28 protein-coding genes are annotated in these 26,431 nt (G+C 69.5%); 8 read left to right on the top strand and 20 right to left on the bottom strand.

Annotated features, from left to right (window positions below; all coding sequences use genetic code 11):
• Positions 1 to 7: 7 nt before the first annotated feature.
• The 5 genes from NL115_RS17620 to NL115_RS17600 all read right to left on the bottom strand — a co-directional run bounded on the left by NL115_RS17620 (position 8) and on the right by NL115_RS17600 (position 6,136).
• The gene (locus tag NL115_RS17620; RefSeq protein WP_254830629.1) at positions 8 to 1,363 is read right to left on the bottom strand and encodes an NRAMP family divalent metal transporter; all 1,356 of its coding nucleotides are present in this window, start codon (positions 1,361 to 1,363) and stop codon (positions 8 to 10) included.
• A gap of 137 nt (positions 1,364 to 1,500) precedes the next feature.
• Complete coding sequence (locus tag NL115_RS17615; protein WP_254830628.1) at positions 1,501 to 3,090, bottom strand: succinic semialdehyde dehydrogenase; 1,590 nt, start codon at positions 3,088 to 3,090, stop codon at positions 1,501 to 1,503.
• Between the two features lie 224 nt (positions 3,091 to 3,314).
• The gene (locus tag NL115_RS17610; RefSeq protein ID WP_254822229.1) at positions 3,315 to 4,262 is read right to left on the bottom strand and encodes a transcription initiation factor IIB; all 948 of its coding nucleotides are present in this window, start codon (positions 4,260 to 4,262) and stop codon (positions 3,315 to 3,317) included.
• Between the two features lie 133 nt (positions 4,263 to 4,395).
• The gene (locus NL115_RS17605; RefSeq protein WP_254830627.1) at positions 4,396 to 5,550 is read right to left on the bottom strand and encodes an alpha/beta fold hydrolase; all 1,155 of its coding nucleotides are present in this window, start codon (positions 5,548 to 5,550) and stop codon (positions 4,396 to 4,398) included.
• Between the two features lie 112 nt (positions 5,551 to 5,662).
• Positions 5,663 to 6,136 carry a YbaK/EbsC family protein gene (locus NL115_RS17600; RefSeq protein ID WP_254830626.1) on the bottom strand — a complete coding sequence of 158 codons (474 nt, stop codon included), beginning with the start codon at positions 6,134 to 6,136 and terminating at the stop codon, positions 5,663 to 5,665.
• A 115-nt stretch (positions 6,137 to 6,251) separates the two neighbouring features.
• Here NL115_RS17600 and NL115_RS17595 point away from each other — a divergent pair, with 115 nt between their 5' ends.
• The 4 genes from NL115_RS17595 (at position 6,252) to dpsA (ending at position 8,403) form a co-directional block, all read left to right on the top strand.
• Positions 6,252 to 6,842 (top strand): PT domain-containing protein, encoded by a 591-nt coding sequence (locus NL115_RS17595; protein ID WP_254830625.1) that lies wholly within the window; start codon positions 6,252 to 6,254, stop codon positions 6,840 to 6,842.
• Positions 6,843 to 6,906: 64 nt separating this feature from the next.
• On the top strand, positions 6,907 to 7,314 hold the full coding sequence (locus NL115_RS17590) for a DUF8048 family protein (protein ID WP_254830624.1): 408 nt from the start codon (positions 6,907 to 6,909) through the stop codon (positions 7,312 to 7,314).
• Positions 7,315 to 7,386: 72 nt separating this feature from the next.
• Positions 7,387 to 7,767 carry a DUF7979 domain-containing protein gene (locus tag NL115_RS17585; RefSeq protein ID WP_254830623.1) on the top strand — a complete coding sequence of 127 codons (381 nt, stop codon included), beginning with the start codon at positions 7,387 to 7,389 and terminating at the stop codon, positions 7,765 to 7,767.
• A gap of 87 nt (positions 7,768 to 7,854) precedes the next feature.
• On the top strand, positions 7,855 to 8,403 hold the full coding sequence (gene dpsA / locus NL115_RS17580; protein ID WP_254830622.1) for a DNA starvation/stationary phase protection protein DpsA: 549 nt from the start codon (positions 7,855 to 7,857) through the stop codon (positions 8,401 to 8,403).
• Between the two features lie 177 nt (positions 8,404 to 8,580).
• Here dpsA and NL115_RS17575 read toward each other — a convergent pair whose 3' ends face one another.
• Positions 8,581 to 8,730: a DUF7331 family protein gene (locus tag NL115_RS17575; protein WP_254830621.1), complete on the bottom strand. Its 150-nt coding sequence runs from the start codon at positions 8,728 to 8,730 to the stop codon at positions 8,581 to 8,583.
• An 88-nt stretch (positions 8,731 to 8,818) separates the two neighbouring features.
• Between NL115_RS17575 and NL115_RS17570 the strand changes: the two genes are divergently transcribed.
• Positions 8,819 to 9,616, top strand: coding sequence for a DUF7547 family protein (locus NL115_RS17570; RefSeq protein WP_254830620.1), 798 nt, complete (start codon positions 8,819 to 8,821; stop codon positions 9,614 to 9,616).
• A gap of 17 nt (positions 9,617 to 9,633) precedes the next feature.
• On the opposite strand, the gene NL115_RS17565 is transcribed toward NL115_RS17570, so the two are convergent.
• The 11 genes from NL115_RS17565 to NL115_RS17515 form a co-directional block, all read right to left on the bottom strand.
• Entirely contained in the window at positions 9,634 to 10,038 is a 405-nt protein-coding gene (locus NL115_RS17565) for a Zn-ribbon domain-containing OB-fold protein (protein ID WP_254830619.1), read from the bottom strand.
• Entirely contained in the window at positions 10,035 to 11,192 is a 1,158-nt protein-coding gene (locus NL115_RS17560; RefSeq protein WP_254830618.1) for a thiolase family protein, read from the bottom strand. The genes NL115_RS17565 and NL115_RS17560 overlap by 4 nt, the downstream gene beginning before the upstream one ends.
• Positions 11,193 to 11,336: 144 nt before the next feature.
• Positions 11,337 to 11,651 carry a hypothetical protein gene (locus NL115_RS17555; protein WP_254830617.1) on the bottom strand — a complete coding sequence of 105 codons (315 nt, stop codon included), beginning with the start codon at positions 11,649 to 11,651 and terminating at the stop codon, positions 11,337 to 11,339.
• Positions 11,652 to 11,711: 60 nt separating this feature from the next.
• The gene (locus NL115_RS17550) at positions 11,712 to 12,281 is read right to left on the bottom strand and encodes a gluconate 2-dehydrogenase subunit 3 family protein (protein ID WP_254830616.1); all 570 of its coding nucleotides are present in this window, start codon (positions 12,279 to 12,281) and stop codon (positions 11,712 to 11,714) included.
• The gene (locus NL115_RS17545; RefSeq protein WP_254830615.1) at positions 12,278 to 14,512 is read right to left on the bottom strand and encodes an ArnT family glycosyltransferase; all 2,235 of its coding nucleotides are present in this window, start codon (positions 14,510 to 14,512) and stop codon (positions 12,278 to 12,280) included. Before NL115_RS17545 ends, NL115_RS17550 begins: the two co-directional genes overlap by 4 nt.
• A gap of 7 nt (positions 14,513 to 14,519) precedes the next feature.
• Complete coding sequence (locus NL115_RS17540) at positions 14,520 to 15,755, bottom strand: ABC transporter ATP-binding protein (RefSeq protein WP_254830614.1); 1,236 nt, start codon at positions 15,753 to 15,755, stop codon at positions 14,520 to 14,522.
• Between the two features lies 1 nt (position 15,756).
• On the bottom strand, positions 15,757 to 17,370 hold the full coding sequence (locus tag NL115_RS17535; protein ID WP_254830613.1) for an ABC transporter permease: 1,614 nt from the start codon (positions 17,368 to 17,370) through the stop codon (positions 15,757 to 15,759).
• A complete protein-coding gene (locus NL115_RS17530) occupies positions 17,370 to 18,539 on the bottom strand; it encodes an extracellular solute-binding protein (protein ID WP_254830612.1) in 1,170 nt (389 codons plus the stop codon). The genes NL115_RS17535 and NL115_RS17530 overlap by 1 nt, the downstream gene beginning before the upstream one ends.
• Positions 18,532 to 19,752: an alpha-1 4-glucan-protein synthase gene (locus NL115_RS17525; RefSeq protein WP_254830611.1), complete on the bottom strand. Its 1,221-nt coding sequence runs from the start codon at positions 19,750 to 19,752 to the stop codon at positions 18,532 to 18,534. The genes NL115_RS17530 and NL115_RS17525 overlap by 8 nt, the downstream gene beginning before the upstream one ends.
• Positions 19,753 to 19,925: 173 nt before the next feature.
• Positions 19,926 to 20,210 carry a DUF8022 family protein gene (locus NL115_RS17520; RefSeq protein WP_254830610.1) on the bottom strand — a complete coding sequence of 95 codons (285 nt, stop codon included), beginning with the start codon at positions 20,208 to 20,210 and terminating at the stop codon, positions 19,926 to 19,928.
• A gap of 86 nt (positions 20,211 to 20,296) precedes the next feature.
• Positions 20,297 to 21,850, bottom strand: a complete 1,554-nt coding sequence (locus tag NL115_RS17515) for an acyl-CoA carboxylase subunit beta (protein WP_254833114.1) — start codon at positions 21,848 to 21,850, stop codon at positions 20,297 to 20,299.
• Between the two features lie 335 nt (positions 21,851 to 22,185).
• Here NL115_RS17515 and NL115_RS17510 point away from each other — a divergent pair, with 335 nt between their 5' ends.
• Positions 22,186 to 22,641 (top strand): GIY-YIG nuclease family protein, encoded by a 456-nt coding sequence (locus NL115_RS17510; RefSeq protein WP_254830609.1) that lies wholly within the window; start codon positions 22,186 to 22,188, stop codon positions 22,639 to 22,641.
• Between the two features lie 10 nt (positions 22,642 to 22,651).
• Here NL115_RS17510 and NL115_RS17505 read toward each other — a convergent pair whose 3' ends face one another.
• Positions 22,652 to 23,635: a DMT family transporter gene (locus NL115_RS17505; RefSeq protein ID WP_254833113.1), complete on the bottom strand. Its 984-nt coding sequence runs from the start codon at positions 23,633 to 23,635 to the stop codon at positions 22,652 to 22,654.
• 133 nt (positions 23,636 to 23,768) lie between these two features.
• Positions 23,769 to 24,587: a DUF63 family protein gene (locus NL115_RS17500; protein ID WP_254830608.1), complete on the bottom strand. Its 819-nt coding sequence runs from the start codon at positions 24,585 to 24,587 to the stop codon at positions 23,769 to 23,771.
• Positions 24,588 to 24,897: 310 nt separating this feature from the next.
• Between NL115_RS17500 and NL115_RS17495 the strand changes: the two genes are divergently transcribed.
• Together NL115_RS17495 and NL115_RS17490 are read left to right on the top strand one after the other, a co-directional pair.
• Positions 24,898 to 25,077, top strand: a complete 180-nt coding sequence (locus NL115_RS17495) for a hypothetical protein (protein WP_254830607.1) — start codon at positions 24,898 to 24,900, stop codon at positions 25,075 to 25,077.
• 69 nt (positions 25,078 to 25,146) lie between these two features.
• The gene (locus NL115_RS17490; protein WP_254830606.1) at positions 25,147 to 25,554 is read left to right on the top strand and encodes a hypothetical protein; all 408 of its coding nucleotides are present in this window, start codon (positions 25,147 to 25,149) and stop codon (positions 25,552 to 25,554) included.
• A 99-nt stretch (positions 25,555 to 25,653) separates the two neighbouring features.
• Here the strand turns inward: NL115_RS17490 and NL115_RS17485 are convergent, their stop codons facing one another.
• On the bottom strand, positions 25,654 to 26,355 hold the full coding sequence (locus tag NL115_RS17485; RefSeq protein ID WP_254830605.1) for a DUF5828 family protein: 702 nt from the start codon (positions 26,353 to 26,355) through the stop codon (positions 25,654 to 25,656).
• Between the last annotated feature and the right edge of the window lie 76 nt (positions 26,356 to 26,431).

Genomic DNA, 26,431 nt, shown 5'->3' with positions numbered 1-26,431 from the left:
GAGGCACTCAGTCGGCCGGCTCGGCGGCCGGCACGTCACCCCGCTGGAGGAGGAACTTCGCACCGAGGCCGACGGTCGCGACGGCCAGGACGGCCGCGAACACGACCGAGAGCGTGGCGGCCGGCGAGGTGAGCAGTGCCGTCCCGACGCCGCCCTCCGCGGCCAGGAGTCCCCGGGCAGTCCCGTAGACGGAGTCGGCCGCGACGTAGGAGACGAACGCGAACAGCAGGACACCCGCGCCCGTCACCGACCGCGAGGGCCGGGTCGGGACAGCGTCGCTATGAAGCAGGTAGAGGACGATGGCGAGCGCGAACGGCGTGCCGACGGTGCCGATGACGAGTGCCTGCAGCAGGAGCGGGATGAAGTTCCCGCCGACGAAGGCGCCGGCCGCGGAGACCAGCGCGGTCACCGCGATGAGCGCACGGTAGCGGGTGTCCTCGACGGTGGTCCCCCAGCCGAGCTTGTCGGCGACGAGGAACGGCGGGACGACCGTGTTCCCGCCGAGCGTCGAGACGGCCGCGCCGAGGATGCCGACGAGGAACAGCGTGACCGCAGCACCACCGGCCACGGGTTCCAGCGCGCCCGCCGCGGCGGCGGCGGTCGGGGCGACGTTCTGTCCCCCGATGGCACCCGCGAGGACGAGGAAGATGGCGATGCTGTAGACACCGAAGGCGGCGAGCATCGAGGCTCCCGCGTCGAACACGGCCAGGTCGTAGTCCTCGCTCCCCCAGCCACGGGCGTGCATCGTGTACGTGTGCATCGTGATGAGCGTGATGTGGACGGCGCCACCCAGTACCCCGGCGATGGCGTCGGCCGACCCGGGCGGCGAAGCGGGCACGAGTCCGGTCGCGGCCGCGCCGAGGTCCGGTGGCACGACGACGAGCGTGGCGAGGAAGACGAGTACGACCGCCGAGACGATGACCTTCGCGCCGACCTCGGCGACGCGGTAGCCGCCGCCCGCGAGCCCCACCACGAGGACGAGCGCCCAGACGACGCCCCAGACCCGGGCATCCAGGCCCAGCAAGGTGCTGGAGATGTCCGCCAGGGTCTTCATGATGAGTAACTGGGCCACCATCGAGACGATGACTGCGTCGGCGACGAGCAGCCACGCCCAGCCCTCACCGAGGTGGTCCTCGACGGTGGCCACGATACCCCGTTCCGTCCGCGTCCCGAGGTGCGCGGCGAGCAGGAGCGCGAGGAAGCCGGCCGGTGCCGACAACAGGACGACCCAGAGCAGGTCGTAGCCGAAGCCGGCGGCAGCCGCCACCAGCGACCCGATGGTCGCCGGCCCGGCCGCGATAGCGCCCGCCACCCAGCCAGGACCCATCTCGCGCAGTCCGTTACGAATCCGTGCCGTGTTCATACGGCCGCCTCCGGACGTTCCCGGCTTAACTGTTTGCACTCGGTGGTATTACCCAGTGGCAGTCGCGAGGGACGACGGCGGCGCCGCTGGTCGGGTTGCGTGACGAGAACGGTCGGTGAGGAGCGAACGGTCGCCGACTACCGGAGGCCGGGGACCTTCTCGATGAGGCGGAGCGCGTAGTTGACGCCCTTCGCGTAGAGGCCGTACGGAACACCCGGTGGCGCGGACATCGTGCCGGCCTGCTGGAGCGTCACGTTCTGTGACTCCGTGTACTTGAGCAGGCCCTCGGACGCGTGGCGCCGGCCGATGCCGGAGTTCTTCATGCCACCCATCGGGGCGTCGGTGGCGGCGAAGGCCGCGGCGTACCCCTCGTTGACGTTGACGGTGCCGCACTCGATCTGCGAGGCGAGTTCGACGCCGCGGTCGTAATCCTCGGTCCAGACCGAGCCGTTCAGGCCGTACTCCGAATCGTTGGCTCGCTCGATGGCTTCGGCCTCGTCGGAGAACTCGTAGATGCCGACGACCGGGCCGAACGTCTCGTCACAGCACGGGAGGCTCTCCTCGGGCACGTCGGTCAGGATGGTCGGCTCGTAGAAGGTCGGGCCGACATCCGGGCGCGCCGTGCCGCCGGTCAGCACGTTGGCGCCCTTCGCGCGGGCGTCCTCGACGTGCTCCTCGACCTTCTCGAGGTGGTCCTCGCTGATGAGACAGCCCAGGTCGTAGGAGTAGTCGTAGCCCGTGCCCAGTTCCATCGCCTCGGTCTGACGGACGAACTCCTCGACGAACTCCTCTCTGATGGACTCGTGGACGTAGAGGCGCTCGATGGAGATACACAGCTGGCCGGCGTTCGTGAAGCAGCCCCGGACCAGCCCCTCGGCGGCCTTCTCGATGTCGGCGTCCTCGCAGACGACGGCGGGGTTCTTGCCGCCGAGTTCCATCGAGGACTTCGTGAGCTGCTCGGCGGCCTTCGCCGCGAGCATGCTCCCGGTCTCGGAGGAGCCGGTGAAGGCCAGGAAGTCGCACTCCTCGATGAGCGGGTCGCCCAGCTCCGGCCCGTAGCCGGGGACGATCTGGTAGAGGTCGCTCGGGAGCCCGGCGTCCTCCAGTAGCTCCTTCGACTTCAGCGCGCTGTACGGCGTGTCGGGCGCGGGCTTGATGACGACTGCGTTGCCCGCGAGCAGCGCGGGGATGGCGTCGGAGATGGTGAGGCTCAGGGGATAGTTCCACGGCGTTATCATCCCGACGACGCCGACGGGCTGGTGGTACTCCCAGGTCTTCTGTGCGCCCGGAATGCCGGACTTCTTGCGCTTGCGAGAGAGCAGGCCCTCCGCGCGGTGGCCGTAGTAGCGCGCGTTCATCGCCACGTCCATGACCTCCTCGTGGGCGTGCTTCCGGGACTTGCCCGTCTCGACCTGCACGACGTCGAGGAACTCGCCGTCGCGGTCGAGGGTCATGTCGTGGGCGTCGAGGATGATCTCCTCGCGCTCCTCGACGGGCCGGGCCGCCCACTCCTCCTGGGCCTCGCGAGCACGCTCGAACGCCTCGCGCATGTCGGCCTCCTGGCAGGCCGGGAGCGTCCCGGCGGTGTCGCCGGTGAACGGCTCGCTCACGTCGAACGTCTCCGTGACGCCGTCGGCCAGCGTGACGTACTTCCCCAGCCCCGCGATGCGCTCGTCCTCTTCGGCGGACTCGATGTCGAACTCGCCCGCTTGTTCGCTGACGGTCATGTGCTGTATTCCCGGCCCCATCGTCCTTAAGCGTGTAGCACGGTACGCGGGGGAGTATTAACCGGGGCCCGCTGGCCGGGCGCCACGAAGGTCTCGCCGGGTTCACGGCGGGCGCCCAGGAGAGATAGCAGGAGTGGTGGAGAACAGGACAATATCGTCGCTATCCGATAAACGCAAGCGAGAGTAGGTGAATGTCCGCCGTTATCGGGGAATCGCCGTCCGACTCAGTGGATGCCCAGCGCCTCGATCTGCTCCTGATATCGGTTCCGAATCGTCACTTCGGTCACCTGCGCGACCTCGGCGACCTCGCGCTGGGTCTTCTTCTCGTTGCAGAGCAGCGAGGCGGCGTAGATGGCGGCTGCGGCGTAGCCGGTCGGGGACTTGCCCGAGAGCATCCCCTTCTCGGCCGTGACCTCGATTATCTCGCGGGTCTTCTGCTCGACCTCCTCGCTGAGGCCGAGTTCGGAGCAGAAGCGCGGGACGTACTGCACGGGGTCGACCGGTTCCAGCCCGAGCGAGAGTTCCTGAGCGACGTAGCGATAGGTCCGGCCGATCTCCTTCTGCTCCACCCGTGCGACCTCGGCGACCTCGTCGAGGGAGCGCGGGATACCCTCCTGTCGGCACGCCGCGTACAGCGCGGCCGTGGCGACACCCTCGATGGAGCGACCACGGATGAGGTCCTCGTCGAGCGCGCGGCGGTAGATGACGGAGGCGACCTCCCGGACCGAGCGCGGAACACCGAGCGCGGAGGCCATCCGGTCGATCTCCGAGAGCGCGAACTGGAGGTTGCGCTCGCCGGCGTCCTTCGTCCGGATCCGCTCCTGCCATTTCCGGAGTCGGTTCATCTGGGAGCGGCGCTCCGAGGAGATGGAGCGACCGTAGGCGTCCTTGTTCTTCCAGTCGATCTGGGTCGTCAGCCCCTTGTCGTGCATCGTCTGGGTCGTCGGCGCCCCGACCCGGGACTTGGACTGTCGCTCGGAGTGGTTGAACGCACGCCACTCCGGCCCGCGGTCGATCTGGTCCTCCTCGATGACCAGGCCACAGTCGTCACAGACGAGCTCCTCCCCGTCGTGAACAAGATCCGTCGACTCGCATTCAGGACAGCCCCGCTGTGTTTCGTCTTCCTCCTCGGATTCGACACTCCGCTCTCGCTGGCGAGTCGGCCCTGCCATTATACTTATGTCGTCGGACCCAGCCACATATAAAAGCTTTGTCTGTGTGGACCGTTGCCGGTGCTCGTCCGGAATCGTCAGTCAGCAGACGGGACGCTGGCGAGTCGCCTCTCGACCGGGCTCGCGTCGGGGTTCACGTCGTGTGAGCGGCGGCGAACCCGCCCGCATCGACGACGGCCCTCGCGACCCGCTCGGGGCGTTCCTCCTCGACGAAGTGCGAGACGCCGTCTAGCACCGTCATGTGGCCCTCGGCCTGCGGGAGCGCCTCGGCCCACTGGTCGAGGACGGCGTCCTTCGCGAGCGGGTCCCAGCCGCCGAACACGAGTTCGACGTCCACCTCACGGCCCGAAGGACCCCACTCACGACCGATGCCGTCGTGGATGGCGCGGTAGAACGGTGCGGTGTTCCGGGTCCCGATGCGTGGGTCCTCGAAGGTGTTGCCGTGCCCCCAGTAGCGTGTCTGCCGGACGAGGCGCTTCGAGGCGCGCGTGTTCCACTCGTCCTCGAACTGCTCGTAGTAGACCCGGCGGGCGTCGCGCTCGTGCTCGGGGAACCAGCCGAACCCCTCGACCCGCGCGAGGTAGAAGAGCAGTTCCAGCAGGACGCGGTACTCCCCGGCGGGCCGACGGAAGACGGCGTACGAGGCGACAGCGGGCCAGAACCGGTCCGGCGTGACGCGGGGGAAATCAGCCCACGGGAGCCAGCCGATGGGGTAGTCGTCGAAGGTCGGCCCGACGAACGGCATCGGGAACACCGTCGTGTTGCAGGCGACGAGCCCCGTCACCCGGTCCGGCTCGCGCAGGAGCGCGCCGATGCCGATGGGGCCGCCCCAGTCGTGGACGACGAGGGTCACGTCCCACAGGTCGAGCGCCCCGACCAGCTGGTCGAGGTTCTCGGCGTGGTCCATCGGAACCACCTCGTGGGTGGCCGTGGAGGAGAGCCCGAAGCCGATGTGGTCGACCGCGACCAGCCGGACGGGCAGGGAGAACTTCCCCGCGGCGGCGCGGTCGCGCAACGCGCGCACGACGTTCCGGTAGGCGTACGAGCACTCCGGGTTGCCGTGGACGAACAGCACGACCGGGAGGTCAGCGACCGTCTCCGCCGTGGCCTCGGTGGGGACGAGCCCCTGTGCGGTGAGCGTCACGTCCCAGAAGAACAGTTTCTTGCCCGCGTCCCGGCCCTCGGAGAGTTCGAACCAGTGGCCGGCGTCGGCCGGGGCGTAGTCGCGCGGGACGGACGTGACCGGGGAGTCGCCCGGCTCCGTCGTCACGCGGTCGTCCCGGTGCATGTGCGGCCTCCTCTCGGTCCGCGCTGGTAAGTGTGTGGAAACCCACTGGACGCGGAGCAGCATCCCCCTCCGGAGGCCCCTAGTGCCGGACGAGAACGACCAGTAGACACCGTCAGGACTCGGCGACCGCCGCCGGCTCGGCCGCCGCCAGCTCCGCGAGTCGCTCCGGGTCGACCGGGAAGACGGCCGCCGGCGTCCCTGCCGCGGCCCACACCTCGTCGAACTCGAGCAGCGTCTCGTCGAGCAGCGTCGGCAGGTCCGAGGCGTGACAGAACGGCGGCACCCCGCCGATGGCCCAGCCGGTCGCCTCGCGGACGGTTTCGGGGTCGGCGAGGTCGGCGTCCGCCCAGCCCAGCACGTCCGCGACCCGGTCGGTGTCGAGCCGGTTCGCGCCGCTCGTGACGACCACGGCCACCGCCTCCCCGTCCGTGACGACGATACTGGAGGCGATCTGTGCGACCCGGCAGCCGATGGCATCGGCCGCGGCCTTCGCGGTCTTCGTTCCGGCCTCGAACTCGCGGACGGCGGGGTCGAAGTCGTACCGGTCGCACGCCGTCTCGGCGAACTCACGTGCGCGTTCATGCATGTTCCGGCGGGCGCGGCGCCGACACATGAATCCGACGCCATCCAGCATCCGTCGCTCAAACGACTGTTTGTGACTCCCGGAAGGGTTTATCCACCCACCGTCTCGGTGGACCTGTATGCGACGCAGAGCCCTCCTCCGCGCCGCGGCACTCGCCGGGGCAGCGGGTATCGCAGGCTGTACCAGCGACGAACCGACCGACGACTCCGGCGACGGCGGTGCCGGCGGCGACGCCTCGCCAACCGATTCACCGACGAACTCCCCGACAGACTCCCCGACAGACTCCCCGACCGATTCGCCCACGGACTCGGCGACTGACTCGCCAACCGGGACCCCGAATGGGAACGAGATGGTGAGCCAGTCCTTCGAGGTCACCGCGCAAGGGTGTGGCGAGGGGAAGAACACGGTGGATGTCCGGTTCGACGGGTCGGAGGTCACCCTCGACGGCGTCATCGACGGGGCGAACGGCTGCTACACCGCCGAGCAGGAGTCGGTCGAGTACGACGCCGAGAACGACCGGCTCCACGTGAACGTCCGCGCGCACGAGCGTCGGGGCGCGGAGATGTGCACCCAGTGCATCGTCGACATTGAGTACGAGGCAGGCTACGTGTTCGAGGGCGAGGCCCCCCGTGAGGTGACCGTCGCCCACGATGGCCGCGACATCGCGAGCGCGGCACACGGGAGCGCGAGCGCGGGCGGGCCGGAGTAGCCTACCCGTATCGCTCCTCCCCCCGGTCGATGCCCCTATATCCACCGGTCGGGTAGAGCCGGCCGTGACGGACTCCACCGCCTCGGCCCGTCGCGGCCCGCTCGTCCCCTTCGACGACGATATCGTCGCGACGGTGGCCGACCGGACGGACGCGGACCCGGACCGGCTCCGTACCCTTCTCCGGCGCCACCAGCAGTCCGCCCGGGAGCTCCCCGGCATCGACAATCTCGTCTACGAGTGGCGCAGGTATCTCCCCCACGACCCCGTGGTCGCCCGCACCGACGAGGCGTTCCACTGCGTGGTCCTCCCGGAGGTGTGGGCCGACTTCGCCGATACGCTCGACATCGACGACGCGGACTTCGAGCGCCTGCTCGCCGTTCACGACCGGCAGGCCCGTCGTGCGGCCGAGACCCGCGGTGAGTCCACCGAGCCGTTCGACGGCGCCACGCCGATGATTCTCACACGGGAGTGAGGAAGATACTTGCCGCCAGCTCGCCAGCGCGGACCTGAAGGTAATCGGCGCGAGCAGGGTCTCGGTGCCGGGATGCTCGTCCTCATCCTCACGGGTGCTGGTCTCGTCGCGCTCACCCCTGTCGAACCACCCGCTCGACCGCAGGAACCGGTTCCAGTCACCGAGTGTGAACTGGTTCAGCTCGCGGTGTACGAACTCGATGCCGAGCCTCCGGAGGAGTTCGAGCAGGAACGGTACGACGACCTGACCGATGTCCAGCAGCGCGTCTTCGACGAGGCACGTGCGGCAGAGGGGGATTTCGTCCGATTCGACGAGGAGTCCCGGATGGCCGCGGACGCGCTTCCGTACTCCGTCGTGTCCGAGGGCCGTCCTCTCGACCCGGCGCGAACGGGTGGGAATCTACTGGGACTGGCTCCCCGATTCCACCCCCCTCCCGTGACTAGGCACGCCTAGCTGATGGGAACATTTCTTTGTCTAACCAAAAAACGACTTTCATAGGCGGAAACCATTAAGTGGCCGGCGGCCCCAGATACGGATGCAATGAGCACCCAGAAGAACGTTCGTCAGCAGGCAGGTACCGTCGAGGGCAGCGAGGCACTGCGTATCGATTCGGACAAGGCAGAGCAGATTGTGGACGCGTTCAACACCGACCTCGCGGCGTCGTACGTGGCCTACCACCAGATTCGGAAGCACCACTGGAACGTCGAGGGCGCCGAGTTCCTCGAACTCCACGAGTACCTCGGCGAGGTGGCCGAGGACCTGGAAGCGGCTGCCGACGCCTTCGCCGAGCGTGCCCAGGCACTGGGCGGCGTCCCCATCTCCGGCGCCGCGAAGCTCGAGGAGTCCGCCCCTGTCGAGCCGGAGGGCGAGGACGTCTACGACATCCGCACCTCGCTCGCGAACGACATGGAGATGTTCGGCGACATGATCGAGACGATGCGCGACCACATCGGCATGATGGAGGACATGGGCGACTACACCTCCGCCGAGATCCTCCGCCGGTACCTCGAGGACCTCGAGGAGCACGCCCACCACTTCGAACACTACCTCGAGGACGACACCCTCGTGCTCGACGAGGCCACCCACTGACGATTCCCGTCGGCCTACGCTGACGCACGTTGCCGGCCGCGCCCGGCCGGACGTATCTCTCGATAATTTCCGATTTGTCCGAGTTATATCGGCTACTGAAGCGCTATGGCGAATTTTCAGGACAGAATTCGAACAGAATACAGCTACGTGGAGAAGCAGTTCGGAACGGTCGAGCGGTCAGTCGTCCAGTTCCACGAGCGTGTCCGTCGCGATCCACGCGTCAGGGTTCCCCTCCTCGGTGAACACGGTACGCTCTGGGGAGGCCCCGTGGGCAGTGACCCTGGGTGCCTCCGGGCTCTCGGAATCCCGGCTGCGGGTGGCTTCCATCACCCGATTAGGCGAGCCTAGAGGTAAAGAGGGTTTCGGTCCTCCTAAACCGCCGGGTGTTTTGCCGGTCCGCTCCCCAGTCCCGGGTATGAGCGACTGGGACGCTGGCGGCGAGTCGATTCCCGTGCAGGTGCCACCGCCGAGCGGTGGGGGCGATGGAGACGACCGACGGGCTTCCCGTCGGTCCGACGGGAACGACGACCTCGCCGCACTGGTGACCGAACTGGAGGAGACGCTCCGCGAACTCCGAACGGAGGTCGATGGCAACGGTCGGCGCGGGCCGCCCGGACGCGGGCGTTCGCGGAGTCGCACCGGGGAATCGGCCCTCCCGCGACCACCCTCGCCCCGTGACCTGCTGCGCTTCACGGAGACCTACACCATCCCGACGGTCGTAGCGTTCCTCGAAGCCGCTATCCGTGGGCTGGAACTGCTGGCCGGCGCCATCCGGCTGCTGGATGGCCGCGACCCACGGTCGCCGGACCGTCGCGACCGCGACGGCGGGGCCATACTCGCGGACGTGTCGACGGCTGCGGGCGAACGGGCAGCGGCCAGCGGGCGCGAGGCGCTCGCACGTGTCGACGATGCCCTCGCGGAACTCCAGCGGACCTACGAGGGAGAACCGGAGGACCCGACTGCCCGGCGACTGCTGGCCGATGCCCGGGAGCTACGCGGTGAAATCGACGAGCGGCTCGCCGCGAGAGACCCCACCGACGGGACCAGCCGTGACGAGCGCGACCGGGGGCCGACGGTCGACGTCGACGCGGAACTCGAATCGCTCAAGCAACGGGCCGGTCGCGACGACGAGAGGGGGGACCCGGACGACGGTCCCGTCGCGGACGACGATTCCTCGGCGGACGACGATTCCTCGGCGGACGACGACCGCTGACGGGTCCCCGCGCGGAGTTACTCGACGGGCTCGAACCGGTAGCCGTCCCAGCGCTGGCTCTCCGGCTCCCGGATACCCGCGTCCGGGTCACGGAGCTCCTCGACGTACACCGGCTCGACAGTGTCGCCGATGTCGACATCGTCGGTCGTGCACTGGCCCAGTGCACGGACCGGCGTGCCGTCCACGTCGAACTCGACGATGGCGAGCGTGTTCGGCTCCCGGACGCCCGGCGGCGTGGCGTGGCTGGTCGTCCAGGTGACGACCTCGGCCGTGTACGCCGAGAGGTCGACCTCCTCGATGGGCTCGCTCCCGTCCGGGCCGACGGGGTGCGGTGGGTAGGTGATGCTCCCGTCCTCGTAGCGCGCAGCCGCCATCGGGGGGGTGCCGCCGTCGGCCGCGCGGTGTTGCTCGCCGTCGCTCATGCGGCCGCCTCCATGATGGTGGTGATGACACAGTTCCCGAAGCCGCCCACGTTGCAGGCCAGTCCCACGTCGGCCTCGACCTGGCGGTCACCGGCGCCACCGACGAGTTGCTCGTACACCTCGACGGCCTGGGCGACGCCGCTGGCGCCCAGCGGGTGGCCCTTCGACTTCAGTCCGCCCGACGTGTTGATCGGCAGGTCGCCGTCGCGGGCGGAGCGGCCCTCCATCGCGGCCCGCCAGCCCTCGCCCTGCTCCTCGAAGCCCAGCGCCTCCAGCTGCATCACCTCGAGGATGGTGAACATGTCGTGCAGTTCCGCCACGTCGATGTCCTCGCGCCCGTGCCCGGACTGCTCGAACGCGGCCGCGCCGGACTGGGCGACCGCACCCATGTGAGTGGGGTCCGCGCGCTCGTGGACGACGTGTGTGTCGGTCGCGCCCGCGATGCCCGCGACACGGGCGAACTCGTCGGCGTAGGACTCGGCGTGCTCGGCCGGGACGAGCGCGAGTGCCGCCGACCCGTCCGTGACCGGGCAGAAGTCGTACAGTCGGAGCGGGTCGGCCACCATCGGCGACTCGAGTGCCGTCTCGAGGGATATCTCCTTCTGGAACTGCGCGTTCGGATTCAGGGCCCCGTTCGCGTGGTTCTTGACGGCGACGTGCCCGAGTGCCTCGCGGGGCGCGTCGAACCGGTCGAGGTAGTGTCGCGCCGTCAGTCCCGCGAACGAGGGGAGCGTGACGCCGTGCTTGTACTCGACGGGGTGGGTCAGCGAGGCGATGACGTCGGTCGCCTCGCCCGTGCTCCGATGGGTCATCTTCTCGCCGCCGACGAGCAGCGTCAGGTCGCTCGCCCCCGAGGCGACGGACTGCCAGGCGGCGTACATCCCGGCCGCCCCCGAGGAGGAGGTCTGGTCGACGCGCTGGGTGTAGGCCGGGATGGCCCCCAGGTCGTGCGCCAGCGCGTTCGGAACGCCGGTCTGTCCCTCGAACTCCCCGCTGGCCATGTTCGATACGTACAGATGGTCGATGTCGTCGGGCGTGATACCCGCGTCCGCGATACAGGCCCCGCCGGCCTCGGCGAGCAGGTCCATCACCCACTCACCCTCGCGGACGCCGAACTTCGTCATCGACGTCCCGACGATTGCTACGTCGCGCATACACGAGGCGTCCCGCGGCGGCGGCGTAACTGTTTGGGCATCCCGTCCCGGTCGCCCCGAGAGCGATGTCCGGGGCGCCACTGCCCCTCGCCATGGTCGATGTCCACCCACGGTGGAGACGGGAGCCGACCGCGAGCAGGACGGTCAGCCGTGGAGCCGGTCCCGGAGTTCGGAGAGGCGCTGCTCGGTCTTCGCGAGTGCCTCGTGGGCCGCGTCGGCGCCCTCCTCGACCTCGCGCTCGATGGCGTCGCGAAGTTCGTCGATCTCCTGGTCGATACGGTCGAGCAGTTCCACCTGGTCGGACTCGTCCTCGGCGTTCTCGTACTCCTCGACGCTGGTCCGGAGCTGTTCGAGGCGTTCCGGCGTGTGCGGGACGCTCGCAGGGACCTGCGTCTCGACATCGTCGAGGTGGTCGTACGCCCGTTCGACTTCGGGATGCCGGCTACTGGATGACATCATCTGACGGGAGCGCGCGGAACGCCGTATAGGTCGTCCCGAATAACTAGACGCGGCGGGCGGTCACCCGTGGGGCGGCTGCCGGTAGCTCCTCGTGCCGCCTGGGTGGCCCTGCGGGTTCTCGATTCCGACCAGCTTCCCGCCGGTCGGTGACGAGTAGAACGCGAACAGGAGTTCGTTGACGAGGTAGAACCGGATTCGCTCGGGGTCCAGCCCGTCCGGTTCGGGTGTCGCACGCGTGACGCCCATGCTGTTCAGGAGGGCTCCACGACGGTCGGCATCGAGGTCGACGAACCGCTCGTCCGTCCACTGGACGGCGTACTCGTCGAGTGCAGCGAGTGCCTCGCGCATCCCGGCGGCGTACTCGGGACGGTCGCGGACCCGGCCGACGGTGTAGCGCTCGACGAACTCGGAGATGCCGGAGACCGCCGAGGGGTAAAGGTGGGCCGCCAGCGCGAGGAGGGTCTCGCGGTCGCGCTCGTCGAACCCCTCGGTCGCCGTGTCGTCGGCCTCGTTCAGCACGGCCCACGAGAGCGTGCCACCCAGCGTCGTGGCCACGCCGGCTGCCGTCAGTGCCGCCATCGCGTCGCGACGGGTGAGGCCAGCGTCCCCATCTCGGTCGTCGTCCGTCATCGTGCCAGGGCCTCCGTCGTCGTCCGGTCGCTTGCTGTCAGGTTCGTGGCCACGCCGCCGTCCGTCGAGAGCCGCGTCTCGACGGTCACTCCGGGCAGGGCCGCCTCCGGAATCCAGGCGGCCTCACCGTCACAGCGGTCGGCGCCGCGGCAGACCTCCGGATGCGGGGTCAGCACCCGGTACTCACCATCGTCGAGGGCCACGGGCGTCTCCAGCCGGTAGGTGAACGCGTTCCCGGGCGCGTACTCGGCGTTGGCCTCCAGCAGCACCTCGTCGCGGGCGTGGACCGGGACCGACGTGTCGTTCGGGTCGACCGGGGCCACGTCGGCGCCCAGCAGCCGTGCCCGGCCGTCACCCACGACGATGCGTGCGTTCAGTTCCTCCGGCGGCCCGACGACCGAGTAGTAGGTACTCTCGCCGCCGCCGGCGAGACGGACGGTCATCGTGTCGACGCCCTCGGGCACGCCGAGCGTCGTGTGGACCGTCACGCGCTCGCCGCGCACGTGGCGAACCCGGTAGAGTCGTGGCTCGACCGGCTCGCCGAGGAACGGCGCCCAGTCACCCCGGTAGCCGTAGCGGTACAGCGTCCGGTCCGGGTAGGCGTCCACGACGGCGAACTGGTTCTCGCGCATGGTGTACACCGTCCGCCCGTCGAAGGATGGCTCGTTCCGGAGCGCCTGGAACGGGTGGTTGAGCCAGTCGCCGTACGGCGTCGGGAGGAAGACCACCCCTGCGGGCGGGCGCGGCTCGAACGGCTCGTACGCCGCGGCGAGCTGGTCGGAGTTGTCGTCGTTCTCGGCCAGCGGGTCGGCCACGAAGGCGGCACCCGCCCCGCCGCCGACCAGTGCGCCCACGAGAAGTCCGGCGGCGACCACCCGACGGGCAGTATCGCCATCGAACCGTGACGCGACGAGCGACCGCCAGCGGCCCGCCACCAGCCGGAGGCCGACCGCCGCGAACAGCGCCGTCGGGACGACGAGGTCGAAGTGGTAGTACGGGCCGTAGAACGAGACGAGGCCGTCCCCCGGCACGTCGACCGCACCGAGGACGTTCAGGTTCCCCCAGAAGTAGACGTTCCCGAGGACGACGCTCACGAAGAGGCCGGCGAGGACGAGCCGCGGGGCGAGGCGGTCGGTCCGGTCCGGACCGGCCACGCCACCGTCCGGACGGACGACCGCACCGACCAGGCCGCGGTCCCGCCGGCCGAGCGCCCGCCGGACCTGAAGCGCGGTGGCCCCGAGTCCGACGGCGGCGAGTCCCGTCCCCAGTGGCCCGGCGACGACCCAGCGAGTCAGGAGCGCGCGGACGACGCGGGCGTTCGCCTCCAGCGCCAGCGCGAGCGTGTAGTCGCGCTCGTAGCCGAGGATGCGTCGGGTTCCGAACCCGAGGCCGTCGCGGGGGGCGAACACCTGGTACGGGAAGGTGAACGGGTCACCCGTCATCCGGGCGTTGTACGCGAGCGTCGCGCCGACACCGACGAGACCGCCGACAGCGACCAGCCCCTGCTGGAACGTCACCGGGAGGAGGTTCCGCCCCGTGTGTGCATCCGCCATCGCGGCCCGACCGAGCGTCCACAGCGCGTGGACGACGAACGGCGTCGCGAACAGGACCGCTGTGTAGGGCCGCGCGAAGAAGGCGACGCCGATGGCGAGGCCGGCCACGGTCGCGAGCGGACGCGAGCCGGTACGCGCCGCACGCAGGTACGCCCACCCGAACAGGAGCTCGAACCCCAGCGTCGGCGCGTACGGGAGGAAGGTGGCGGTCTGGACGAGGTAGAACGGTGACATGGCGACGAGTCCGGCACCGAGCAGACCGGTCCGCCGGTCGAACGCTTCGGCACCGACGGCGTACGTGAGCGCGACGAGCACGGCGGCGACGGCAGCGAGCGAGAGCCGCGGGTCGCCGAGCACCATCCCAACGGCGAAGACGGCGGCCGTAACGGGCGTGTACTTCGGGTAGAGTTCGGCCCCCGACTTCACGAAGAACCACGGGCGGAAGGCCACGTCCACGGGCGGCCGGACGACCAGTTGCCCCTCCAGCAGCATCGCCGCCTGCTGGAGGTAGACGCCCTCGTCGTGGTTGGTCGAGAGGTACGGGAACACCCGGTACGAGAGCAGCAGGACGACGACGCTCGCGGCCAGCGCGAGGCTCGCGACGGCGAGTCGATGGCGGGTACGTTCGTCGTCCGGGAGCCGGTCGGCGAGCGAGGCACGGAGTGACGAGGCGGTCACGGTCGAATCAGGGTGGATACCAGGCGAGTTCGTGGTCGGCGGTCAGCTCCACGGCCACCGGCTGGCCGACGGTGAACTCCTCGACGTGGTTGTGCATGCAGTGGACGGTGTCGCCGCTGTCGAGTTCCACGCGGTAGACGAAGGTGGGGCCGTTGTACTGGCGGCGGACGATGCGGCCGTCGGCGGCATCCTCCGTCACGGGCGTCGCCCGGAGGTCGTCCGGGCGGACGAGTATCTGGATGTGGGTGCCGTCGTAGGCGTCGATGGGGCCGGCGAGGTCGTCGTTGTCGACACAGCCCAGCCCCGTCTCGATGCAGTCGGGCCGCACCTCGGCGTCGAGGAAGGAGGCCTGCCCAAGGAAACTCGCGACGAAGCGTGACTCTGGGTGCTGGAAGAGGCTCTCTGGACTCCCGATCTGCGCGACGTGGCCGCCGTTCATGACGGCCACGCGGTCGGAGATGGAGAGGGCCTCCTCCTGGTCGTGGGTGACGGAGACGGCGGTGACACCGGCCTGCTTGAGGATGTCCCGGACCTCCTCGCGCATCGCGACACGCAGGCGGACGTCGAGATTCGAGAACGGCTCGTCGAGGAGGAGGACGGCCGGTTCGGGCGCGAGCGAGCGTGCGAGCGCGACGCGCTGGCGCTCGCCACCGGAGAGTTCGTCCGGCCGGCGGTCCTCGTACCCCGGGAGGTCGACGAGGTCCAGCAGGTCGGCGACGCGCTCGGCGTTCTCGTCGGCCTCGCCCTCCAGCCCGAAGGCGACGTTCTCCGCGACTGTCAGATGCGGGAACAGGGCGAAGTCCTGGAAGACGAGCCCCACGTCGCGCTCCTCGGGTGGGAGGAACCCACCGTCGTCCACGTCCTCCGTCTCGGCGGCGGCCTCGCCGCCCTCCGCGCCGACCGCGACCGGCTCGCCGTTCAGCCGGATGACGCCCTCGTCGGGGCGTTCCAGCCCGGCGAGCAGGCGGAGCGTCGTCGTCTTCCCGCACCCCGATGGTCCGAGGAGCGTCAGGAGTTCCCCCTCGGAGACGGTCATCGAGACGCCGTCGACCGCGGTCGTGGCGCCGAACTGCTTCGTGACGCCGTCGAGTTCGAGGACGGTATCGCCATCCCCGTTACCGTCGACGGTCCAGCCCACGTCACCGTCCAGCGCGGGGTCCGCGCGTGTCCGGTCCAGTTGCTGTTCGACCGCATCGCGAGCGTCGGTACCGGCGTTCGTCGTCTTGGGGTCCTGTCGTGCCATGTCAGCGTCGCTCCTGTGCCAGGATGACGGCCATCGAGAGGGCCGAGACCGCGATGAGCGTCAGCGCCGGAATCGCGGCCCGGCCGTAGTAGCCGGCTCCCTGTACCAGCCAGATGTAACTCACCAGCGTTTCAAAACCTGTCGGACGAAGGATGAGCGTCGCCGGTAGTTCCTTCATCGTCGTCAGGAAGACCAGGGCGGCGCCTGCGAGTATGCCCGGCCAGATGAGCGGCAGCGTCACGCGCCGGAACGCACGCCCCGGTGACTCCCCGAGCGCCCGCGCCGCCTCCACGAGTTGCTGGTCGACCTGCAGTACCGACGAGGAGGTGGTCCCGACGGCCTGGGGAAGGAACCGGACGACGTAGGCGAACACGAGCAGTGGCAGCGTCTGGTAGAGGGTCGGCGCGAACTTGACGCCGAAGAAGACCAGAGCCAGGCCGAGCACTACGCCGGGCATCGCGTAGCCGACGTAGGTGGCGCGCTCTGCGAGGCGTCCCGTGATCGACGAGCGTCGTGCGGCGACGTAGCCGACCGGTAGCGCCAGCAGCACCGAGACCAGTGCGGCGGCGGTCGAGACACCCACCGAATTCAGCGCGTACGCGAGTTCGAACTCGAAGCCGCCCCCAGCGTACCCCGGGCCACCGCGGACCAGCCACAGCAGCAGGATGCCGACCGGGAGCACGAGCGCCAGCGCCGCCACCACCAGCCCCCCCAGCGCCGCGACCCAGCGCCAGGCCCCGAGCCTGATGCGCGTCGCCGAGCCCCCGCCGCCGGAGGCGTACGCGCTGGCGTCGTCGCGCCCGACGCGTGACTCCAGGGCGAGGATGACGGTCGTGATGGCGAGCAGTTCCAGGGACAGCAACGCTGCGCGGTTCTCGCCGAAGTTGTTGTACTCCACGTATATCTGCGCGGTGAACACGTCGGCCCCCATGATGGCGGGCGTCCCGAAATCGGACAGGGTGTACAGCGCCACCAGGAGCGCCCCTGCAGCGATTCCGGGGACGATGCGCGGGAACGTCACCTCCCGGAACGCGGCGAACCGGCTCTTGCCCAGCGTCCGTGCCGCCTCCACGTGCGAGGCGTCCAGCGACAGCAACGCGGCCCGCGTCGTGAGGAACACGTACGGGTAGACGTACAGCGTCAGGACGATGGCCGCGCCGGGCAGGCCCGGCGTCTCCGGGAGGCGCTCGATGCCGAGCGGTGCGAGCGCGTCGGCCACCACGCCGCGCGGCCCGAACGCCGAGACGAACGCGAACGCGCCGATGTACGAGGGGACGACCAGTGGCAACGCGAGGAGGACCGTGAGAGGTCGGCGTCCGGGGAGGTCCGTTCGCACCGTCAGGAAGGCGAGCGGGACCCCGAGCAGGACGGAGCCGACGGTGACAGCGACCACGAGCAGGCCGCTGCTCAGGACCACGTCGACCATCGACGGGCGGGTCACCAGCGAGAGCGCCTCGGGTGTCGGGATGTCGGCCACGCGGAGGAACAGCCAGGCGACCGGCGAGACGAGCAACGCGGCGATGGCCGCACTCAGGAGTGTGAATCCCAGGCCGTCACCGCCGGACTCACGCCGGAGCCGCCCACGGACGGCGGCCAGTTCCTCGCGGACGTCCATCAGAGCGCTCCGGTATCCCGCAGGAGGTCGATGGTCCCCTCCAGGTCACCCAGCTTGGTGAGGTCGATGTTCGGTGGGTCGAGCTCACTGATACGCGGGAGGCCGCCGACCGGCGGTACGCCCTCGATCATCGGATAGGCGAACGTTCGGGTGGCGAAGAACTCCTGCGCCTCCACCGTGAGCAGGTGGGCGACGAAGTTCTCCGCGAGCTGCGGCTTGCTGGTCCCCTGCAGCACCTCGGCCCCGGAGACGTTGATGAGCGCACCCGCGTCCCCGCTCGTGAATGCCAGGTCGAGTGGGGCGTTCGGGCGCGCGGCCTTCACCCGGAGCGCGTAGTAGTGGTTGGCGAAGCCGGCCGCGAGTTCGCCGTCGGCCACGGCGTTCGAGACGAGGAACTCGTTGTTGTACTCGGAGACGCCGGCTTCCTGCATCCCGTTGACCCATCGCCGCGTCCCCTCGTCGCCACGGGTGAGCCGCATCGCGGTGATGAACGCCTGGAAGGAGCTGTAGGTGGGCGCCCAGCCGACGCTGTTCCGAAGCGCGCCAGCCTCGGGGAAGTCACGTATCTTGTCCGGGATATCGCTCTCGGAGAGCTGGTTCGTGTTGTACGGCACCGCACGGGCGCGCCCGGCGACGCCGACCCAGGCGTTGTCCGGGCGGAACTCCTCGGGAGCCGCCGCGACGACGTCGTCCGGGAGCGGGCGGGTGTATCCCTGTGCGGCGACGTTGGCGAGCGAGCCAGCGTCGACCGCCCAGAACACGTCCGCGAAGCTCCCGCCGCCGGACTGCTCCTCGGCGATCTTGCTGGCGAGCTGGGAGCTGGGCTCCAGCCGGAAGTTCGGCTTGAAGTCAGGGTAGCGCTGGCTCAGCAGGCTGAGCAGGTCCGTGTAGAGACCACCCTCGCCGCCCCCGAGGTAGATGTTGAGCTGGCCGGAGAGGTCCGGGAGGTCGTCGATGCGCGTCCCGGATATCTCCCCGCGCCCGCCGACGTTGGCACCGGAGCCGCGGAAATCCTCCAGCGAGTCGCCGCCGGAGCCGCCGTCGCCGCTGCCGTTGCCGTCACTGCCGTCGTTCAGAAGGCCGTTGCAGCCCGCGAGTGCGGTCGCACTGGCGGCGCCCGTCATCGCGAGGAACCGCCGGCGGGTGCGTCGGTCGAGGCCGTCAGTCATCGGCCTCACCCCCGGCCTCCGCGACGGTACGCCCCGGGCCGGTCGGGACGGGCTGGCCCGCGTCCAGCGAATCCAGACAGTCCAGCCAGTCCTGCATGTGTTCGCCGACGAAGACGAGGAAGTCGCCGTTGTTCCAGTCGTCGAACTCCCCCTCCGCGAGGGCATCGGCCATCGCTGCGAACGCGCCGCGGAAGGTGTCAGCGTCGGCACCGGCATCATCGACCACGCGCCAGACGTGCTCGTTCAGTTCCAGCGCGGGCACCTCGTTGTTGAGGTCGTCGAACGTCGAGCGCGGGGCCTTGTTGTGCTCGCACAGCGGCGTGCCCGTCAGGACGCGCTTGCCGAGGATGTCGGCCGCGCGCTTGAGGAAGACGCCCGACCAGATGTCGTCGAAGCGGCCCACGTCCCACTCGTTGTCGTCCATCGGGAGCTGGTAGAAGGCCGGAATCACCTCGCGCCGGAAGGCGAGGTTCATCGAGCAGACGGTGGTGTAGTGGCCGGGCGCACAGACGAAGTCCTCGCCGAAGTCCTCGCGGCTGGTGAGCGTCTGTGCCTGTCCCTGGAGGTCGCCGTCCATCAGGATGCGGACCGCGTCGAGGTCCGGGACGTTCGTCCAGAGCCCCTGCGAGGCGACCACGTCGCCCCGGGCCAGTTCGACCGTCTCGGTGTCGTGGCCGCCGCCCATCGCCGCGTACGGGTAGCCACGGGGGTAGAGACCGTGCTCGTCGAAGTTCTGGTAGAGGACGTTGACCCAGCGCTGGTCGTCGTCGGCCGAGCGGGCCTCCGTGATGGAGCCCTCGTGAGCGAGGTTGTCGTAGTGGCCCCCGAAGAAGTCCGTCTCGTGGGGGAGGGTGTCGTCGTCGATGAAGAAGCCGTACTCGAAGTCGTGGGCCCACATGTACAGCAGGCCGAAGGAGGTCTGTGCGTGGCTCGCCGCCGGCACGACGTGGCCGTAGTCGGAGACGCCGTGCTCGGCGTACCACGCGTGCCGGTCGGACTCGTCGAAGACCGTGCCGGGCACATCGAGGTCGTCGAGCATCTCGCGCATCGCGTCGGCATCGCAGAAATCCTCGGTGACGAGGACGAAGAAGAGCCGGTCGTCGTGCCCGTACTCGCGGGCGTTTGCCACGTAATCGCGGACGCACTCGTGCTCGCGGATGGTCGGGACCACGACACAGGTGTCGGGTCCGACCGGGGCTTCGGATGAACTCATTGCCAGCGGGTTGTTTAGGGGTTCCTAAAACGTTGACGATATTTAGGTAGTCCTAAGAAGATGTGCATATCCAGTACGACCGTCATTACCACCGTGACAGAAGAGTATATAAGATATACTCCGGTTTCACTTGGAAAGTCGAGAGTGGAAACTCGGAGATGAATATTACCGGATTATCGGCGCGCCCGCGTTGCCATCTTCCACTCCTGTCCCCGTTCGATACGGGACGGGAGGTCGGCACGCTGGCGGGCCCCGACCCGTGCGGCGAAGGCCCACGGCTCGACGGTCTCGGGTTCGTCGTCGGCCTCGGCGGCCGCTTGCTGGTCGCGGAGGTGGCTGGCGACGGCAGCGACGAGCGCCGCAGCCTCCTCCTCGTTGGCGGTCTCGGGGAGCAGCAGCTTCCCGCCCGGAACCGGAAGGCTCCGGCCCTCGTCACCGTTCGTCGACTCTGAGGCCATGTTCGAGTCGCCGTTCGCGGGGGGCGTAAACGTGTGGGAATCCCCGTCGGTCGCCTCGTCGCTCGTGTCTTCGTGTCGTGGATGTGTCATAGCGGGATGTTGCCGTGGTCCTTCGGTGGTGAGTCGGCCCGCTTGCGCTCGAAGAGCCGCAGGTCCGCCACGAGCCGCTGGCGGGTCTCGCTCGGCTCGATGATGTCGTCGATGTGGCCGTGTTTCGCGGGCCCGTACGGGTTGGCGAACTCCTCGCGGAACCGGGCCTCCAGCTCGGCCCGCAGGGTGTCCGGGTCCTCGGCATCGGCCAGTTCGTCCCGGTAGAGGATATCGACGGCGCCTCTGGGCCCCAGCACGGCGAGTTCCGCGCCCGGCCACGCGTAGGTCGCATCCGCCCCGAGTTCCGACGACCCCATCACGATGTAGGCACCACCGTAGGCCTTCCGCGTGATGACGGTCAGCAGCGGGACGGTCGCCTCGGCGTACGCGTAGATGAGCTTCGCACCGTGCCGGATGATGCCCCGGTGCTCCTGGTCCGTCCCCGGCAGGAACCCCGGCACGTCGACGAACGTGCAGACGGGGAGGTTGAATCCATCGCAGAACCGGACGAACCGGGCGGCCTTCTGCGAGGCCTCGATATCGAGCGTCCCGGCCGCGATGCTGGGCTGGTTGGCGACGATGCCGACCGGCCGCCCGTCGAGCCGTGCGAACCCCACGACGACGTTCGCCGCGTACCCGTCGTGGACCTCGTGGAACGACTCGCGGTCGACCACCTCGGAGACGACGTCGATGACGTCGTAGGGTTTCTGTGGCGCGTCCGGCACGATATCGCCGGCCACGCACTTCCGGTCCGGAGCCTCCGTACACCGGGTCCGGGGTGGGTCCTCCATGTTGTTCTGTGGCAGGTACGAGAGGAGCCCCCGTATCTCGTCGAGCGCGGCTTCCTCCGAGGGGCAGGCCTGGTGCGCGAACCCCGAGTCGACAGCGTGGGTCCGGGGACCGCCGAGGGTCTCCTTCGAGACCTCCTCGCCCGTCACCGTCCGGACGATATCCGGGCCGGTGATGAACGCGTAGGAGGTGTCCTCGACCATGTAGACGAAGTCGGTCAGTGCGGGCGCGTACGTCGCCCCACCCGCGCAGGGACCGAGAATGGCCGATATCTGCGGGACCAGTCCCGACGCTTCCGTGGCCCGCTGGAATATCTTCCCGAACCCGGCGAGCGAGTCGACACCCTCCTGGATGCGGGCTCCGGCGGAGTCGTTCAGGCCGACGATGGGCACCCCCGTCTCGATGGCGCGGTCCATCACCGACGCGATCTTCTCGCCGACGACCTCCCCCACAGAGCCGCCGAGGAACGTGAAGTCGTGGGCGTAGACCGCCACCTGCCGCCCGTCGATGGTCCCGAAGCCGGTCATCACACCGTCACCGGGCGTGTGGCGCTCGGCCAGTTCGAAGGCGGTCGACCGGTGCTCGACGAGCGTGTCCACCTCACGGAACGACCCGTCGTCGAGGAGGTACGCCACGCGCTCGCGAGCCGTCATCTTGCCCCGGTCGTGCTGGCGGTGGGCGCGCTCCTCGCCTCGCGCGTCGCGCTTGCGCGCTCGTAGCTCGTCCAGAGGGTCCGTTCCCCGCCCGGCCGTGCTGTCCACGCCGCCGGCATCGCTCGTGTCGGCGCCACCGTCGGCCACGGGGTCGTCCGACGAGTCGCGCTCGTCGCGCACGCTCACCACCCCCGTCCGGCAGGCTGGTGGTCACGTTCGTATCGTTCGAGGGCGGACCCCGCGGTCCACCCGGACGACCACGGACCGTTGCCCGCCGCCACGATGGCGCCACGACGCGCATGTTCTGACATAAGTTAGCCACCTATCGACGGCTATGGTAACATACCACATTAGATGTACCGGCGGGACACCGGAGCGTGCAGCTCCGGGTCCCAGGCCGAGGGAGGGGAGGCCTGAAGCCCCGGGAAGCCATCGATGGGCCCGTGACGACAGGCGATAGCTCGGACGACTCGGAGCCGGACAGCTCGGAAACGGGCGGGACCTACACGCTTCTGGTCGCGCTCCCTGACGCGGCCGATATCGAAGTCGGTGCGCTCGGCGCCCGCGAGTTCCCGGCTGGCTGGTACGCCTACACGGGGAGTGCGCTGGGGAGTGGCGGCTTCGCGCGCGTCGAGCGCCACCGGGAACTCGCGGCCGGCGAACGGGACACCCGACACTGGCACGTCGACTACCTGCTCGGCCACCCCGACGTGGCACTGCGGGAGGCGGTCACGTCGCCGGGCGCCGACATCGAGTGTGCGGTCGCCCAGCGGCTTCCGGCCGGACCGGTCGAGGGCTTCGGCGCGTCGGACTGTGACTGTGGGAGCCACCTCGCCCACTTCGGCACGCGCGAGCGGGCTCTGGCTGCGGTCCGGACGGCACACGACGCCGCGAGATGACGCTCCGGGTTCACTCGGGAGGGTCGGGCGGCTCGTCGCCGTGGGGTCCTGCCGGGTCCGGGTCGGGTCCGTCACCGTCGGCGTCATCCCTGGCCCGCACCGTGAGCGCGACTCCCGCGAGCACGATGGCCCCACCGACGAGCGTGACCGCGCCGACGCGTTCACCGAGCAGGAGCACCCCCAGCAGCGTCGCCCCGATGGGTTCGCCCAGCAGGGAGACGCTGACCACCGAGGACTCGACGTGCGCCAGCGCCCAGTTGATGACCGTGTGTCCGAGCAGCCCGGGACCGATGGCCATCGCGAGGAACAGGAGCCAGTCGCGCGGCGGGTGGTCGAACAGGCTCGCGGCCACCGCGGCGCCCATCCCCTCACCACTCGCCGCACCGACCGCGCCGCCGACGACGGTCACCAGCAGCGCCACCGCACACGCGGCGTACACCACGGTCACGTACGGGAGCAGGGGTACCCGCTGTCGGAGGGACCGCCCGACGAGCACGTAGGCCGCGGCGGCGGCCGCCCCCAGGATGGCCAGCCCGTTGCCGTACAGCGGTCGTTCGCCGGTGACCACCGCCCCCGACACGAGTTCCCCTGCCGAGAGCAGGGCCATCCCGCCGATGGCGACGGCCACGCCGAGCGCCGTCCGCCGGTCGACGCGCTCGTCGAGGAGGAGCCACGCGCCGACCGCGACGAAGGCCGGCTGGGCCTGTACGAGCGTCACCGAGGCGGCGACCGAGGTCCACCGGAGTGACTCGAACCACGCGGCGAAGTGGACAGCGAGAGCGACGCCCGTCACCGCGGCGATGAGCCCATCCCGGGGCGCGAGCCGCCGGAACGCGGTCCCGTAGCGGGTGCCCGCGAGCGGCACGAGCAGGAGCGTCGTGAACAGGACTCGGTAGAAGGCCGTCACCGTCGAGCCGGCGCTCGTCCACCTGACGAGGACGGCGCTCGTCGAGACGGCCGCGACGGCGACCACGAGCGCGAGCAGCGGCGGCATCCGGTCGGCGAGGGCGTCGACGGGGTCGGCGATACGTCCCACGGCTACCACTCCGGCTGCAGGCGGTGATAAACCCCACCCGACCAGCCGGGGCAGACCCGGCGGGGCCTCGTTAGCGACACCGGGCTGGTCGCTACGCGATCATGAACAGCACGAGGTTGTGCGCTCCCGGACCCAGTCCAACCGCCGCGACGCCGCCCAGCAACAGGTAGCCACGCTGGGGCTCCTCGGCGGCGAACTCTCCGATGAAGACGACGATGAACGTGGCGAGGGCTATCTTCACCAGCACGAACAGCCACGCCGGCCCGAGGAACGGGAGCGACACGAGGCCACCACCAAGCTCGATGAGAATCCGTGAGAGCGGCGTCTGTTCCGCGAAGCCCAGCGTCGACCCCACGGCCGTCGAGATGCCGTCCAGCGTGTGCCCGACCACGACCAGCCACCCGGCGCTCGACGCCGCCGCTGCGTCGTCGCTGGATGTGGCGGCGACAACCCAGACGGCCGTCGCGACGACGAGCGAGACGACCAGTGCCGCCAGCGGTGGCCCCAGCAGGAGGCCGCCACGGCCCATCCCGACCCGGAGCGCGGTCCCGATGATTCCCCCGGCAGTCAGGGTTCCGGTCAGCAGGAGGAGGCTCGGTGCCGAGGGCAGGTCCCACTCGTCGGCAGGGAAGGGACTCGCAGCCGCCCACACCAGCCCCGCGACCGAGAAGGTGGCGACGTAGACGGCCGGCGCCCCGACGAGCGGTCGGACCACCGCCGGCACGGCGTCGACCTGGAACAGTGCGTACAGCGAGGCCCCGACGACCATCCACGGCGTGAACGCCACCACGACACGCGACGTGACACGCGGTCGCGTCAGGTGGAGGGCAGCCCCGGCGACCGCAGCGGCGACCGCGAGCGCCAGCAGATAGGGGACCGGCGGGAGCGCGAACCCGGAGGGGAGTACCATACGCGCACTCGCGCCCCCGCTGCGGAAGGCGTTGCGGTCCGGAACGGCAGGCATCCAGATTCACATCCGTCCAGTAACCTCGATTCGGACTGACCGTTCATCAGGAGTGACTGCACAATGAGAAAATCTTGCCTTTCCGAACGAACTAAATAGAATTGAGATATAATCATTGTGTATGTCCACGAGTAGTCCGAATAACTCTATATGCCGAACGCCAGATGCTACTTACAGTGAACACCATCATCGCGGTGCGGCGGCGTTCCTCGCGGCTGCTGGCTACGCGGTCGCCGTCGCGATTTCGGGCGTTCCGGTGGCACTGCTGGCCGGGCTGTTCGTGCCGCTCTCGCTGGGGACGGAATCGGCCGTCCGGGCCGCCCACACGGGACCGGTCGATACCCGGGCCGACGCCCTCGCGACTGGTCTGGGAATCGTCGTGGGGGTGGTGGCGACCGGGATGGTGGTGTTCGCCGCCAGGGCCCTCGTCCCCTGAGCCCTGCTCCCTGCTGTCGGTGACACCGGTGTCACGCCACTCAAGGGCATCCAGCCCCTCCTGCCTCCTGTGACGGTCCCCTCCGCCTACCGACCCGGAGCCTGCAACATCGGCCCTGCTGCCCGCCGCGAGCGGGGTCTGGTCGCACTGGTCTCGTTCACCGGAGCCGTCGGCTACGCGGCCTTCGTCCTCGTGAGTGATTTCCCGACGGTCCTCCTGCTGGGTCTGTTCGTCCCGCTCTCGCTGGCCATCGAGTGGGGGTTGCAGGCCCGCCAGTCGTTCTGCGTGACGCTCGCGTTCCAGGGGCGCTACGATTTCCGCGATACGGCCACGGACGGCGGCACCGGGATGGTCGAGCCATCGACGGCCCGTGAGCAGGACCGGAAGTACGCACTCCATCTGACGCTCATCGGGATCGCGGCGGGCGCGACACTGACCACGCTCGTCTACGCGTCCGCGGTGCTGGCTGGGGTCTGAGTGTCTTTTGTTCAGCCCGCGTGTGTCGCGCGTTCGGGCGCCTCGCCCCGTCGGCGTCGGCGCTCTCGCGTGGGTCCCGGCGTAGCTGTCGGTGCGGCGTCAGTTGGTGTCCGGCCGGGAGCGTCCCTCCGTCTCGTCCTCGGTCGGGGGTTCGACGCCCTCGGCGGCCACGACCGACTCCGTCTCCTTCGGCGTATCGACGTGCCAGCGGTCCACGTCGCTCTCGTAGTCCGCCAGCCGGTTCGAGACGCGGATCTTCAGGTCGTCGTCGTTGACGTTGACCTCGAGTTCGTAGTCCGCATCGTCCCCGCGCCCCGTCCGGGAGACGTTGGCACTGACGAGTTCGTTGTCGAAGTAGTACGGCGCGATACGCGTCATGACGTTCTTGTAGACGGCGCCTTCCACCCGGCGGATGGCCTTGCGGCTGGCCGAGTCCGCCGCGCGGGCGATGTAGCTGACGGAGTCGGCGGCCTTCTCGACGGCCTGGTCCGGGTCGTCGAGCTTCTCGTACGATTCGGCGAGCTGCTCGCCGGCGGCCTGGATGTCCTCGTCGGGGTCCTTGCCGGCCTTCTCGCCGGCCCCCTCGCTGACGCTGGCCTGCTCGGCTGTCTTCTCGTTGACGTGCTCGTCCAGCCGCTCGTCGTGTTTCGGGCGCCACTCGTCCCACTCGACCAGGGCGGAGTCGTCGATCTCGACCTCCCCCCCTGCGAGGTCCCGGAGCGCTCGCGTGATTCGTTCGCCGTGTTCCACGATATCGCTCCAGGTGCCGCGCTCACTGAACCCGGAGACGCTCTCTTCCATCGGTACCGGCTTCGGTTTCCGGCCTAATACGTGTTGCCAGTGGTCCGGCGCTCGCACGCCGCGGCCCACTCGGTAC

The organism is Haloglomus salinum (genome assembly GCF_024298825.1).
Lineage (GTDB): Archaea > Halobacteriota > Halobacteria > Halobacteriales > Haloarculaceae > Haloglomus > Haloglomus salinum.
The sequence above is the reverse complement of the archived record's forward strand: the minus strand, read 5'-3'. Positions and strand labels throughout refer to the sequence as shown.

Coding starts and splice junctions, on each gene's coding strand:
- NL115_RS17540 (WP_254830614.1), bottom strand. CDS start 15,755: ATGGCACGACAGGACCCCAAGACGACGAACGCCGGTACCGACGCTCGC.
- NL115_RS17585 (WP_254830623.1), top strand. CDS start 7,387: ATGCTCGTCCTCATCCTCACGGGTGCTGGTCTCGTCGCGCTCACCCCT.
- dpsA (WP_254830622.1), top strand. CDS start 7,855: ATGAGCACCCAGAAGAACGTTCGTCAGCAGGCAGGTACCGTCGAGGGC.
- NL115_RS17605 (WP_254830627.1), bottom strand. CDS start 5,550: ATGCACCGGGACGACCGCGTGACGACGGAGCCGGGCGACTCCCCGGTC.
- NL115_RS17485 (WP_254830605.1), bottom strand. CDS start 26,355: ATGGAAGAGAGCGTCTCCGGGTTCAGTGAGCGCGGCACCTGGAGCGAT.
- NL115_RS17570 (WP_254830620.1), top strand. CDS start 8,819: ATGAGCGACTGGGACGCTGGCGGCGAGTCGATTCCCGTGCAGGTGCCA.
- NL115_RS17595 (WP_254830625.1), top strand. CDS start 6,252: ATGCGACGCAGAGCCCTCCTCCGCGCCGCGGCACTCGCCGGGGCAGCG.
- NL115_RS17615 (WP_254830628.1), bottom strand. CDS start 3,090: ATGACCGTCAGCGAACAAGCGGGCGAGTTCGACATCGAGTCCGCCGAA.
- NL115_RS17565 (WP_254830619.1), bottom strand. CDS start 10,038: ATGAGCGACGGCGAGCAACACCGCGCGGCCGACGGCGGCACCCCCCCG.
- NL115_RS17530 (WP_254830612.1), bottom strand. CDS start 18,539: ATGACTGACGGCCTCGACCGACGCACCCGCCGGCGGTTCCTCGCGATG.
- NL115_RS17505 (WP_254833113.1), bottom strand. CDS start 23,635: ATGCCGCCGCTGCTCGCGCTCGTGGTCGCCGTCGCGGCCGTCTCGACG.
- NL115_RS17535 (WP_254830613.1), bottom strand. CDS start 17,370: ATGGACGTCCGCGAGGAACTGGCCGCCGTCCGTGGGCGGCTCCGGCGT.
- NL115_RS17520 (WP_254830610.1), bottom strand. CDS start 20,210: ATGGCCTCAGAGTCGACGAACGGTGACGAGGGCCGGAGCCTTCCGGTT.
- NL115_RS17500 (WP_254830608.1), bottom strand. CDS start 24,587: ATGGTACTCCCCTCCGGGTTCGCGCTCCCGCCGGTCCCCTATCTGCTG.
- NL115_RS17555 (WP_254830617.1), bottom strand. CDS start 11,651: ATGATGTCATCCAGTAGCCGGCATCCCGAAGTCGAACGGGCGTACGAC.
- NL115_RS17550 (WP_254830616.1), bottom strand. CDS start 12,281: ATGACGGACGACGACCGAGATGGGGACGCTGGCCTCACCCGTCGCGAC.
- NL115_RS17600 (WP_254830626.1), bottom strand. CDS start 6,136: ATGCATGAACGCGCACGTGAGTTCGCCGAGACGGCGTGCGACCGGTAC.
- NL115_RS17560 (WP_254830618.1), bottom strand. CDS start 11,192: ATGCGCGACGTAGCAATCGTCGGGACGTCGATGACGAAGTTCGGCGTC.
- NL115_RS17575 (WP_254830621.1), bottom strand. CDS start 8,730: ATGGAAGCCACCCGCAGCCGGGATTCCGAGAGCCCGGAGGCACCCAGG.
- NL115_RS17610 (WP_254822229.1), bottom strand. CDS start 4,262: ATGGCAGGGCCGACTCGCCAGCGAGAGCGGAGTGTCGAATCCGAGGAG.
- NL115_RS17620 (WP_254830629.1), bottom strand. CDS start 1,363: ATGAACACGGCACGGATTCGTAACGGACTGCGCGAGATGGGTCCTGGC.
- NL115_RS17525 (WP_254830611.1), bottom strand. CDS start 19,752: ATGAGTTCATCCGAAGCCCCGGTCGGACCCGACACCTGTGTCGTGGTC.